Source organism: Paenibacillus sp. FSL E2-0190 (assembly GCF_037992965.1).
GTDB classification, from domain to species: Bacteria; Bacillota; Bacilli; order Paenibacillales; family Paenibacillaceae; genus Paenibacillus_AQ; species Paenibacillus_AQ odorifer.
In genome coordinates, this window is sequence record NZ_CP150306.1 from 1510210 (window position 1) to 1522893 (window position 12684).

11 protein-coding genes are annotated in these 12684 nt (G+C 48.5%); 10 read left to right on the forward strand and 1 reads right to left on the reverse strand.

Annotated elements, in window-relative coordinates; genetic code table 11:
* The first annotated feature begins 25 nt into the window (after positions 1-25).
* The 10 genes from pucD to NST25_RS06635 all read left to right on the forward strand — a co-directional run bounded on the left by pucD (position 26) and on the right by NST25_RS06635 (position 11538).
* Complete coding sequence (pucD, locus tag NST25_RS06590; RefSeq protein ID WP_076302168.1) at positions 26-2320, forward strand: xanthine dehydrogenase subunit D; 2295 nt, start codon at positions 26-28, stop codon at positions 2318-2320.
* Positions 2307-2843, forward strand: coding sequence for a (2Fe-2S)-binding protein (locus tag NST25_RS06595; protein WP_081383303.1), 537 nt, complete (start codon positions 2307-2309; stop codon positions 2841-2843). Before pucD ends, NST25_RS06595 begins: the two co-directional genes overlap by 14 nt.
* Before the next feature lie 4 nt (positions 2844-2847).
* The gene (gene uraD, locus NST25_RS06600) at positions 2848-3360 is read left to right on the forward strand and encodes a 2-oxo-4-hydroxy-4-carboxy-5-ureidoimidazoline decarboxylase (RefSeq protein WP_076185397.1); all 513 of its coding nucleotides are present in this window, start codon (positions 2848-2850) and stop codon (positions 3358-3360) included.
* 43 nt (positions 3361-3403) lie between these two features.
* Positions 3404-4354: a factor-independent urate hydroxylase gene (gene pucL / locus NST25_RS06605; RefSeq protein ID WP_340393525.1), complete on the forward strand. Its 951-nt coding sequence runs from the start codon at positions 3404-3406 to the stop codon at positions 4352-4354.
* Positions 4354-4728: a hydroxyisourate hydrolase gene (gene uraH / locus NST25_RS06610; protein ID WP_076125436.1), complete on the forward strand. Its 375-nt coding sequence runs from the start codon at positions 4354-4356 to the stop codon at positions 4726-4728. Before pucL ends, uraH begins: the two co-directional genes overlap by 1 nt.
* 33 nt (positions 4729-4761) lie before the next feature.
* The gene (locus tag NST25_RS06615) at positions 4762-6156 is read left to right on the forward strand and encodes an allantoinase (RefSeq protein ID WP_340393526.1); all 1395 of its coding nucleotides are present in this window, start codon (positions 4762-4764) and stop codon (positions 6154-6156) included.
* Positions 6153-7409 (forward strand): Zn-dependent hydrolase, encoded by a 1257-nt coding sequence (locus NST25_RS06620; protein WP_340393527.1) that lies wholly within the window; start codon positions 6153-6155, stop codon positions 7407-7409. Before NST25_RS06615 ends, NST25_RS06620 begins: the two co-directional genes overlap by 4 nt.
* Before the next feature lie 34 nt (positions 7410-7443).
* Positions 7444-8676, forward strand: a complete 1233-nt coding sequence (locus NST25_RS06625) for an alanine--glyoxylate aminotransferase family protein (protein ID WP_340393528.1) — start codon at positions 7444-7446, stop codon at positions 8674-8676.
* Positions 8677-8909: 233 nt separating this feature from the next.
* Positions 8910-10727: an adenine deaminase C-terminal domain-containing protein gene (locus tag NST25_RS06630; protein ID WP_340393529.1), complete on the forward strand. Its 1818-nt coding sequence runs from the start codon at positions 8910-8912 to the stop codon at positions 10725-10727.
* Between the two features lie 358 nt (positions 10728-11085).
* A complete protein-coding gene (locus NST25_RS06635; RefSeq protein WP_076125508.1) occupies positions 11086-11538 on the forward strand; it encodes an IDEAL domain-containing protein in 453 nt (150 codons plus the stop codon).
* A gap of 93 nt (positions 11539-11631) precedes the next feature.
* Here NST25_RS06635 and hemH read toward each other — a convergent pair whose 3' ends face one another.
* Positions 11632-12645 (reverse strand): ferrochelatase, encoded by a 1014-nt coding sequence (gene hemH, locus NST25_RS06640; RefSeq protein WP_175619972.1) that lies wholly within the window; start codon positions 12643-12645, stop codon positions 11632-11634.
* Between the last annotated feature and the right edge of the window lie 39 nt (positions 12646-12684).

Sequence of the window (12684 nt, forward strand, 5' to 3'; positions counted from 1 at the left end):
AACCCGACGAAAGGAGAGAGGGAAAATGCTGCTGAATAAGGAATCCAGCGGTAGCCGCTGGCGTACACGACCCGATGGAGAGGGCAAGGTATCCGGTAAGCTGCAGTATTTGACCGACATGAGGGCAGAAGGAATGTTGATCGGCCGCGTGCTCCGCAGTGAGCAGGCACATGCTCGTATTTTGTCCATACGCATTGAGAAGGCCGTTGAAGTCCCTGGTGTACACGCTGTAATTACTTATGAGGATGTGCCCGGACTTAACGGCTTTGGCATAGCTTTGCCGCATCAACCGGTATTTTGCAGTGACCGTGTGCGTTACACTGGCGATGCGATTGCGGCAGTCGCGGCAGAGACGGACGAAATTGCGGAATACGCCTTATCTCTTATCGAAGTGGATTATGAGCTTCTACCCTTACTCGAGAACCCGGAAGAGGCGATGAAAAAGGACGCAATTCTGCTGCATGCCGAGGGAAACGTGCTTCATCATACGGAATATCGGAAAGGGGAGCCGGAAGCGGTATTTACGGATTGCTGTCATGTGGTAGAGGAGACTTATTATACACCACGCCAAATGCACACTTATATGGAGACTGAAGGTGGACTGTTTATCCCAGAGGATAACGGACGGCTTACCGTATATTCAGCTACACAACATGGGTTGATGGATCGCCTGCAGCTATCCAGAATTCTGGCTATTCCTCAAGAAGATATTCGCGTCATCTCGAGTCCTATCGGCGGGTCCTTTGGAGGAAAAGACGAGCTGAATGTACAACCGTATGGAGCGCTGCTCGCCTTGCGGACACTCCGTCCGGTAAGACTGCATAATTCGAGAGCTGAATCGGTACGTGCAGGACTAAAACGCCATCCCATGAAAATCACCATGAAAACTGGCTGCGACCCCGAAGGAATCATCAGGGCACATCAGGTCAGAATTATTTCGGATACGGGAGCTTACGCAACACTGGGGGCGGAGGTGCTCAACTTTGCGACAGAACATGTGATGGGCCCCTATATCATCGATCATGTGGATGTGAAGGGTTTTGCTGTATATACCAATAACGGTGTATCTGGTGAATTTCGCGGTTTTGGCGGCAATCAGGCGATTTTCGCTTTGGAGGGACAAATCGATCGGTTGGCTGAGCGATTGCAGATCGATCCGTGGGAAATGCGCCGCCGCAATTTGCGTAAATATGGAGATCTGGGGCCGCTGGGTCAGGAAATTGCTCAGACCGATGGTGCCTTTCAGGTGTGGGAAGCGCTGGCGGGTTCGCCTCTTATGACTGAGGCCGCATCTACAGACAGTGATTCAGGTGTTGTGGAACCTTGGATCGTAACTGGAACGGGTGCTGCTATAGCTATGCATGGTGCAGGACTTGGCTATGGTATTCCCGATCCGGCGGGTGGCAGGCTCTCTTTGACGCTAGAGGGCAAGATTGAGGCGGTGTTTGGTTACGAGGAGTTTGGTCAGGGGTTAATCGCAACAATGGAACAAATGCTGATTGAACAGTTTGGCTTGGCGGCAGAGGATCTAAGCATCGTCATTGGCGATACGGATGTTGTGCCCGATAGCGGATCTAGTACGGCTTCCCGATCAACCAGCATGATGTGGATGGCCTTAAAACGGCTGCGTCCAGACTTCACCGCTCGAGTGCTGCAGGCAGCTGCGATGATAAAGCCAGAGCTGGATAACTATGAAATGAAGCTCGGCCCTGGCGGTATTTGGCTAAAAGACGGCGGTCTGCTTCTGACTTACAAGGACTTGGCACAGCGTATTTCAGAACCCATTGTCTGTAATACAAAGTTTACTTATCCAACCACACCCTTTAAAAGAGTGGGGGCACATTTCCTATACACCTATTCCGCAATCGCGGTCCGTGTGGAAGTTAATCTGCTTACAGGACGTGTTCGTGTACTGGATCAATATCATGCGGTAGCGGCGGGACCGGTGGCTAATCCGCAAGGTTATCTTGGACAGATCGAAGGTGGCAGCAGTATGGCGGTCGGTTTCACCTTGTCAGAGGATGCTGTGATGTCTGGCGGCAGCTATGTCACCAAAAATTTAGACACCTATTTGGTGCCGACCATTGCCGATATGAATGGCAGCATTCAGGTGCAGCCGATAGAGGATTTGCCGGATCATGACACGTACGGTCCTCGCGGCATTGGAGAGGTGGGTTCCGTCAATTTAGCTCCGGCAGTCGTGTCGGCCATATTTCAGGCTGTAGGGAAGCGGATAACCAAGCTTCCCATTGATCCCGAATGGCTGCAGTCTACACCGTTTATTCCACAAAAGGTGGTGAACATCCATGTCGAGCCATAATTCAGATGCGAATCTAGATGAAGATAACCTTGCCCCCTTATCGTCTGAGGAAGCCTTTGCAGAAGAGAGGTTCACCTTTAATTGCAATCTTAATGGCAAAGCGATATCCACGGAGATTCCACCCTCCCGCCGGCTTTTAAAGGTCATACGTGAAGATTTGGAGCTGACCGGCACAAAACGTTCTTGTGAGATTGGCCGCTGCGGGGCATGTATGGTGCTGGTGGATGGACGTCCAGTGAATTCATGTCTGGTCATGGCCTATCAATGCTCAGGTGCGGAAATTACAACGATTGAGGGTCTTAGTGAAGTAGGCCTGCATCCCGTTCAGCGGGCTTTTTTAGAAGAGGGGGGGTTCCAATGCGGTTATTGTACACCAGGGATGGTTATCTCGGTGGTTGCTCTGCTGGAAGAGAACCCGCATCCTACTCAGGCTGAAGTGGAAGAAGCTTTATCGGGTAACATTTGTCGCTGTACGGGGTACGGTGGCATTTTACGAGCTGTTAACAAAGCTATTGGAGGTTGAGTGGATGGTCGTTTCTGAAGGCAGGTTTACGATGGAAGAGATAAATGCCATGAGTATAACGGATTTTGTGAAGCATCTAGGCGGCATTTTTGAACATTCACCGTGGGTAGCAGAGGAGGCTTATAAGCAGATTCCGTTCCATTCTTTAGAGCATTTGCATAGCACAATGATGCAGACCGTACTGAGTGCTGACCGGAGCCGAATGGAGGGACTATTAAAAGCTCACCCGGATTTGGCGACTAGGCTTCAAGTTACGGCTTTATCTGCTTCTGAGCAGCAGGGAGCTGGACTGGATCGGTTAACAACGGAAGAGTTTAATCTATTAAATGATCTGAATCGAAAGTATACGGACAAATTTCATTTCCCTTTTATTCTAGCTGTTCGTGGCAAAAACAAAGATGACATTATCAGCGCCATTGGCGTGCGAGTTGAGCGTTCCCCTCAGGAGGAATGGGTTCAAGCCTTTTCTGAAGTCGGTACAATTACGAGATTTCGCCTAAGTGATTTAATTATTTAATTATTTAATTATTCATTCATCATAAACGGGGAGGGTGTCAGCCATGCTGGAACCAATTAACGGACGTACAATATTTTATGGAAAAAGTGATGTGCTAACTTATCGTACCTATGCTAAACCACTGGCCGTTACCCCCGTTCCCGAATCTTCCTTCACGGGCTGCGACAACATTATATTCGCACATAATATTACATTCGCGGTCACGGGCGAAGCGTTTCTTCCTTCTTTTTCAGAGGGGGATAATTCCATGGTCGTTGCTACCGATTCTATGAAAAATTTTATCCTGCGCAATACCGCGGACTACACTGGAAGCACAACGGAGGGGCTACTGCAGCTTCTAAGCAGCCGTTTTCTCGATAAATACGATCATGTCACCGCAGTTTCAGTTTCCGCAGACCGGTTACCTTTTGAACAGGTGATGGTGCTCGGGGTTGAGGGGCTTAAACAGAGTCATTTAGTACTGCGTCACTCCAATAATGAATCTTATTCGGCTTCGTTAACTATAAAACGTGGAGAGAATGGGACTGAGGTTATCGCTCATGAATGCCGATTGAAGGATTTACAGCTGATAAAAGTGAGTGGAAGCTCGTTTTATGGATTCGTCCGTGATGAGTACACAACATTGCCGGAGAGCTTTGACCGTCCGCTTTATATTTTTCTGAATATTAACTGGACCTACAGTGGTGTTCAGCATGCTCTGGATGGAGATCTCGGCCAATATGTGGCTGCGGAGCAGGTTCGCGATATCGCCCATAACGCTTTTCATGAGCTGAACAGTCCATCAATTCAATCGTTGATTTATCAAATTGGGCTGCGCGTATTGTCCCGGTTTCCTCAGCTGGCTACCGTTTCATTTGAGTCCAATAACCGGACTTGGGAAACCATTGTTGAGCCTGAAGAAACTAAAGGTGGAGTCTTCACCGAACCTCGTCCACCCTATGGCTTTCAGGGCTTTTCTGTCAGCCGTGCAGATCTGGCCGGAGAGACAGCGTAATGAGCGGGCGTCTTACCACCCATGTGCTGGATCTGTCGCGGGGGATTCCTGCTACAGGTCTGACGCTTCAGCTCTGGAAGCTTACGGATGGGATGAGCAAGCTTCTGTGTGAAGAAGTCACGAACAGTGACGGGAGGCTGGATGCTCCGCTGCTGGAGGGAAACGAAATGGAGTCTGGATGTTACGAGCTGCTGTTTATGGTTGGCGATTACTACCGTAGAGCGGATGCCAAAGCGTCAGCAGACACTCAACGTGAGATGCCTTTTTTTCTAGAACAGATACCTATTCGCTTTCATATAGAGAGCTCCATGCAACACTACCATGTACCTTTGCTAGTAGCACCTGGTGGATATAGTACGTATCGGGGAAGTTAAGAGAAAGTTGACGACCGGAGGAGGTGGCAGCTCATGAAGGAATCCTATGAACTTGTGATTAAGAACGGGAATGTAGTGCTGCCCGATCAGGTACTCAAGCTGGATATTGCAGTATCAGAGGGTAAGATTGTTGCACTTGGAGAGGAACTTTCGCTTGCGCCGCTAACCAAAGTCATCGACGCAGATGGGATCTATGTGCTCCCCGGTATGATTGATATGCATGTCCACTTTAATGAACCAACGTTTGGACATTGGGAAGGCTTTCGCAGCGGTTCTGCGGCGTTGGCAGCTGGCGGCTGCACAACCTATGCAGATATGCCGCTTAACGGCAATCCACCTACTGTGAACGAGGCTGCGCTTCGTCAAAAGGTAGATGCTGCGGCTGGAAACTCTGCCGTTGATTATGTGCTGTGGGGTGGGCTCGTTCCCGGCAATCTGGATGATTTAGAAGTTTTGGCATCCGCTGGCGTCACTGGGTTTAAAGCCTTTCTCTCCAATCCTGGAGGGGAGGGCGAAGGCAGATTCCGTGAAGTGGATGAGGATACACTCTATCAAGGGATGCAGCGAATCGCTTCTCTGGGCGGGATTCTGGCGCTGCATGCAGAAAGTGAGGCTATCACGGCGGTGTTGACCGCAGATGCAGTGCGAAATGGCAGAACCAGCGCAAGTGATTTTGCGGCTTGCCGCCCTGCTGAAGCAGAGCTGGAGGCAGTGTCCAGGGCGCTACTGTACAGTGAACGTACGGGCTGCCGGTTGCATTTTGTTCATATCAGCACGGCCGCCGCCATTGAGAAAATCTATGAAGCTAAGCTTCGAGGTCTGGACGTTTCGGCCGAAACCTGTCCACATTATCTGGTCCTCACTGAAAATGATATGAAGGCTTTAGGCCCTGTGGCGAAGTGTGCACCTCCGCTGCGAAGTGCGATGGAGCAGGAGAAGTTATGGGAGATGCTGGCCCAAGGCAAAATCGATCTGATTGCTTCGGATCATTCCCCCTGTCCAACGGAATTGAAGGTGAAGCCGGACTTATCTTTTTTTGCAGCTTGGGGTGGGATCTCGGGTGCGCAGAGCAGTCTGGAGCTTATGTTCCATGAAGGCGTGAATGTGCGGGGGTTGGATGTTACATTAATTTCCAGTCTGCTCGCAGGGCAACCCGCAAAACGTTTTGGAATAGAGCATCGTAAAGGCGCTATAGCCCTAGGTCTAGATGCCGATCTAGTTCTGCTGAATCCAAGCACAACCTATACGCTGACTGCGGAGGATTTATTGTATCGCCACAAGCACAGCCCCTACATCGGAAGAACTTTGTCCTGCAAGGTAGTTGCTACGATCTGTCGCGGGAATGTGATCTATACCTCTGAAGAAGGAGTGATCAGTGAGGGAGGTGGACAGTGGCTGCGAATTAGGAAGGAGCAGTACAGCCTATGAATGATTCCAGAGTTCAAGCGTCGACTCAGAAACTGCTGGAGCTGCTGGAGGAGCTGGCGGCATTCAGCACACCTGGGCCAGGAGTTACTAGACTGCTATATACGGAGGAATGGACCCGGGCGCAGATTTTTTTGCAGGAAAAAATGGCTGGGCTCGGCTTAGAAGTTTCCATAGACAAGGTTGGCAATGTATATGGACGATTGAGTGGATGCAATCCGCAGCAAAAGGTTATTTTAACCGGATCGCATATCGATACTGTAGTCAATGGCGGAAAATATGATGGTGCCTATGGGATCACTGCGGCTATGATTGCGCTTCAAGATTTGCAGAGGAACTTTGGCCAGCCGCAGCGGACGCTTGAGGTCGTATCTTTTTGTGAAGAAGAGGGGAGCCGATTTCCGCTTGCTTATTGGGGTTCGGGCCATGTCACGGAAAGGTATGACGGAAGCGAGGCCGAGACCTGTATGGATGCAGAGGGCGTGACGTTAAAAGCAGCAATGGCACAATCCAGCTTCTTACAGGACATAACGGAGGAGAAAGCTTCTAAGCGGACTGGAGTCAGAAATGATATTGGTGCTTTTGTAGAACTGCACATCGAGCAGGGGATTATTCTGGAGAAGACGGACACTCAGATAGGCGTAGTTCAGGGGATTGTTGGCCAGAGACGATATGTGGTCAAGGTCAGTGGTATTGCTAATCATGCGGGCACGACACCGATGTTTATGCGGCAGGATGCACTGGCTAGTGCGGTTGAAATGCTGTACGTGCTTGAAAGTTCTGCTAAAACGGCTGGTGAACCTCTTGTAGCAACCTCGGGTAAGCTTGAGGTGTATCCGAATACGCCAAATGTGATCCCGGGTGAGGTTCTTTTTACACTAGATATCCGCCATAGTGAAGAGGACGAACTGGAACGTTTCTGTCAGAAGCTTCTAGCGGAATGTAATGAAATTGCTGTTAAACGTGGGGTGATTCTTGAGGTTACATCCGTGCTCCACACAGTCCCTGCACCTATGGATACGAAGCTATCTGCAATGCTGGAAAATATCTGCCGCCAACAGGGGAAGACGTACCGCATGATGGTAAGTGGAGCGGGACATGACGCCCAGCTGTTTGCGCCGCGTTGCCCTACTGCGATGATATTTGTGCCAAGCCGAGCTGGCATCAGCCATTCTCCGGAAGAGTATACTTCCCCTGAGCAGCTCGTTGCTGGGCTTGAGGTTCTGACTGCGATGTTATATGAGTTAGCTTATTAATAAGAGTTCGCCGAACTTTTAAGGGAGGATCATCATGAAGCGTTACGAAGATTTGTCGCCGTCCCAACGCTGTATTATGACTCCGGGTCCGGTCGAGGTAGATCCGCGTGTACTGCGGGCGATGTCTTTTCCGGTGCTGGGTCAGTTTGATCCAGAGTTCACCTCTATTATGAATGAAACGATGGAAATGCTGCGGGAGCTGTTTGCTACTTCTAATTCATGGGCTTACCCAATTGATGGTACCTCCCGTGCTGGAATTGAAGCCGTGATGGTTAGTTTGATCCTGCCGGGTGAGCGTGTGCTGATTCCGATCTTTGGCCGCTTCGGACATCTATTGCATGAGATTGCTGAAAGATGTGGCGCTGAGGTGTTCGTGTTGGAAAAGCCATGGGGGAGTGTGTTTGAGCCGGATGAAGTGATAGCAGCTATGGAGACTTTTAAGCCACATGTGGTGGCAATGGTTCACGGGGAGACCTCTACAGGACGTGTGCAGCCACTCGCGGAAATTGGTAGAGCTTGCCGCCGGATGGATACTTTATTCATAGTCGATGCAGTTGCAACCATTGGGGGCATTCCTGTCGAGACAGATGCTTGGATGTTGGATGCCGTCGTTGGCGGTACACAGAAATGCCTGTCCGTCCCTTCCGGAATGGCACCGATAACGTATAATGATCGTGCTGAAGCTAAGCTCATGACCCGAAAACGAGTAGAACGCGGGATTAGAACAAGTGATGTCCAGCCAGGTGACTTATCTTTTGTCCGCAGCAATTATTTCGATCTCAGCATGCTTCAGGATTACTGGAGTCCACAACGTCTCAATCATCATACAGAGATGACCTCAATGCTTTATGCACTGCGGGAGGGCTTGCGGCTTACCCTTGAAGAAGGGCTGGATGCCCGATTCGCCAGACATATCCTCCATGAAAAAGCACTTGTAGCTGGATTAACAGCTATGGGTTTAGAACTATACGGGGATCCTTCCTGCAAGCTTACTGTTGTTACCTGTGTGCTGATCCCTGAGGGGATAGATGGGGAAGCTGTCCGTTCGCTGCTGCTGGGGCGGTTCGGAATTGAAATTGCCAGTTCTTTTGGACCGTTAAAGGGAAGGATCTGGCGCATCGGTACGATGGGTTTTAGCTGTCGTGAGAATAACGTGTTGCGGCTGCTTGGAGCGCTGGAAGCCGCATTACAGCGTCATGGATTTAAGGGGCCTTGCGGGTTTGGGGTTCAGGCAGCACTTGACGTATATGAGGCAAAAGTAAGATAATCGTTGGAATAGAGCGGATGGCGGGAGAGTAAAAACAGGGGCATGTCCGGATGGTTCGGACAATCTTTGGGAATAAGTAAACGGCTATCATCTACAGGGATGATTGAGCCGTTTTTTCTTACAAATACAGACCTGCGCAACTATATTATCCTAGGCTTAATAGTTAGGCAATCCTCTATGATACGGATCTATTCACTACATCAAGACAACACTTGGATACTAACGGGGGAGAGATGAAGATGACAACTTTTACAAGAAAGCCTTTAGCAGATTGTGTACCTGAGCTTGTGGCTACGGCAAGAGGCGATAAACCGGCAACACTGGTAATTACAGGTGGAAAGCTGGTCAACGTATGCTCTGGTGAAATTCTAGAAGGAATGTCTGTTGGTGTTCAAGGTGGACGAATTGCTTATGTTGGTAAAGATGTGACACATATGATTGGCGAAGGAACGCAAGTTATTGATGCGAATGGCAAGTATATAGCTCCGGGATTGCTCGATGGCCACTGCCATATTGAGAGCACCCAGCTAACCGTTACTGAATTTTCCCGCGCTGTTCTGCCGCTTGGCACAACAGGTGGTTTCTTTGATGCACATGAGATTGCTAATGTATTCGGGCTGAAGGGTATTCAATTGATGCTGGATGAGATGCGGGGGACGCCGTTAGCTGCTTACATGCAGGTGGCTTCTTGTGTGCCTGCGGCAGGTGCGGAATTCGAGACAACGGGTGCCTCAATTGGTCCTGAAGAAGTTGCCGAAGCTTTTACGTGGGGCAAAGATGTGATTGCTCTGGGCGAAGTGATGAATTTCCCTGGCGTTGTTTACGGCGATGAGAAAATGCTTGGAGAGATTCAAGCTACGCTGCGGGCAGGCAGATTTGTTGACGGTCATTTCACATGGCCTTCCAGCGACTGGAGACTGCCAGTGTATGCTGCGGCAGGGGTGACTGGTGATCATGAGTGTGTTACAGCAGACGATGTGATTGAGCGCGTTCGACTGGGGATGTATGCCAAAATGCGCCGGGGCTCGGCTTGGCATGATGTTGCCAAGACCATCACCGCTCATACAGAGCGTGGACTTGACCCGCGTCGCATGATGCTGGTTACTGACGACCGCAGCTCGGAATCGTTACGGGACGAAGGTCATATGGATTTCGTTGTTCGCCATGCGATTGCTCAAGGCGTGAAGCCAGTAACAGCCTTCCAAATGGCAACTATTAATACGGCAGAGCGTTTTGGGTTGTCTCAGGATATCGGATCTATTACTCCAGGTTCTTTTGCGGATATTATTCTGCTGGACGGGAATTTGGCCGATGTTCACGTGGTACTTACGATTGCCGCGGGTGTATTAGTTGCCGAAAACGGTGTGATGACGGCAGAGCTTGCTAAATTCACATATCCAGAGGAAGTTTTGGCTTCGGTTCATTTGCCGCAGCGTCCTACCGCCGAAGATTTTATTATCGCGGCTCCAATTGAAACAGGGGAACTTACTACAAGAGTTATTAAAGTAAGAGAAAATCATGTGGAGACCATTGAACGTATGGTTTCGGTACCTGTAGTAGCAGGGCAGCTGGATGTAAATGCTGTAGAGGGTCTATGTAAAATCGCTGTGCTCGAACGGCATAAAGGAACAGGAAATAAATCAGTGGCTGTTGTGGAAGGCATCGGTTTTAAAGAACCGGCTGCTATCGCAATGACTGTTGCTCATGATAGTCATAATGTACTCGTCATCGGCAATGATAATGAGCTAATGGCCAAAGCTGCGAACGCGGTGGCGGACGCTCAGGGTGGGGTCGCTGTAATTACATCTAGTGGAGAAACGTTATTCCCGTTGGCCATTGCAGGCCTAATGTCTACAGAGCCATTTGAAATTGCTGCTGAGAAATCAGCTGCGATCAGCAAAGCGTTGTATGATGCCGGCTGTACTTTGAATTACGCGTTTATGACTTTATCGCTGCTTGCTTTGGCGGTTATCCCAACGTTACGTATCACAGATAAAGGACTCGTACGGATTTCACCCGAGGGAATACAGTTAGTGCCATTGTTTGTTTAAGTAAATTAACTGAAGTATAATCCTAATGCAAAAAACTGTTCTGAGGTCGTAATGACCCTTCAGAACAGTTTTTTTTGTTTAAATATAAGAAAGCAAAAGCTTCACATGATGCGTAATCTTTATACATCTTATTGTAATGAACAATAATATTAAACAGATTTTTAGAGAATGAAACATTTTTCTGAGCGAAATCCTAAAAAAATATAAATAAAGCATAGTCAGGTGACGATAATAATGTTAAATTAGATAAAATTAAAGTGAATTAATGGAGTTAATTTTACATTAATGGCATATAAAGAATTATAGATAATGGCAGGTTTCGAATAACCCAACTAAGAGGGACGAGGTGCATGGAGAGATGATCAGACTAGAAACGCAAGATATTTTGAATATTAGCATGAAGCAAATTGCTACTATTTTTAAGATGAAGCCGCTTGAACTGAGATTTGTCACCGATTTTCAGGGTGAGAAATATCTCTTAACTAATGATAAGTTACACCTCAACAACCAGCAATATTGGGCAAAGGTTATGGAATGTGTCTTTGATGATCATGTTAGACCTGTGTTAATGTGTGAGGTATTATATTTCCTTCGTAATGAATTTCTGGAAAGTGACATTAAGTTATGTTTTTCTTATGATTACGCAGAGGATGGGAATGGCGCAGCTACAGCTACGGCTGAAGTATCCTTTAATGACTCAGCAGATTTACAGCCGAGTGAGATTGCCGAGCTGATTGATTTTGCGTTGACCTTGCAGGACAAGCAGTGGTTCCATGAACTGACTACGAAATATAAGCAGCTTACAGCATAAGTATCCTTTCGATTCTTCATGCTTAACAATTGATATAGATAACCGTCTTGTCTGCAACAGAAATGATCTGTGGACAAGACGGTTTTTTTTGATTTACCATCCTTGGGCGTTTTTTTCTACATGTTCAGCCAAAAAATCAAGCCAATCCTCATGGTCATTCAAACAGGGGATTGCCATAAATTCCTCTGCTTGTCCTCCACCAGCCTCGAATTGTTCTCGTCCTTCTATGGCTAGCTCATGCAGCGTTTCCAGACAATCGGTCACAAGACCCGGTGAAAAAATCAGAGGCTTACGTATTCCTCGTCCGGCAAGCTCTCCCAGAACATCCGCAGTAGAGGGTCCTACCCATTCTTCTCGTCCGAAACGTGATTGAAAACTAAGCTGCCAGCGTTCGGGCTCCCAATTCATAGCAGAAGCAAGAAGATGCGCGGTTTCCATGCATTGCTGCGGGTAGGGATCGCCGGTATCCGCATACCGTTTGGGAATCCCATGGAAGGTCAGTACAAAATAATCAGGTTCTTTGCCCAGAATCTCCATTTGACGCAGTAGGTGTGACTTCAAGGCTGAAATATAACCGGGCTCATTATAGTAGGCATCAATAAATCTTAGAGCCGGAATCAGACGTTTAGTTACAGGTCCAGTGGAGCTTTGGCGACCTAAGGCTGCAAAGCTGGCCTGATCGAATACGGACGCGGTAGTCGTGGACGAATATTGCGGAAACAGCGGCACAATGATAATTCGGGTAACTCCGGCGGTGTCGAATTTCGCCATCGCTTGCTCCATGCTGGGTTCGCTATAAGCCAATCCAAGCTCTACCTGATACCGTGGACCCAGCAGTTCTTGTAATCCAGATTGCTGAGCTAAAGAGTGAAAGAGCAATGGTGATCCTTCGGTTGTCCATATTTGACTGTACAGCTCAGCGGACCGGCGTGGACGTGAACGCAGAATGACACCTCGCAGCAAAGGCTGCCACAGCAGAGGAGAATAATCTATGATTCGGCGATCTGATAAAAAACGTTTCAGATAAGGCCGTACAGCTTTTGCAGTTGGTGCAGTAGGGGTGCCGATTTGGGCGAGTATAACTCCAATAGGTGGCTGTTTGCTCAAAGCACAGAACTCCTTTCCCATATAAGAGATCGTTCTAAA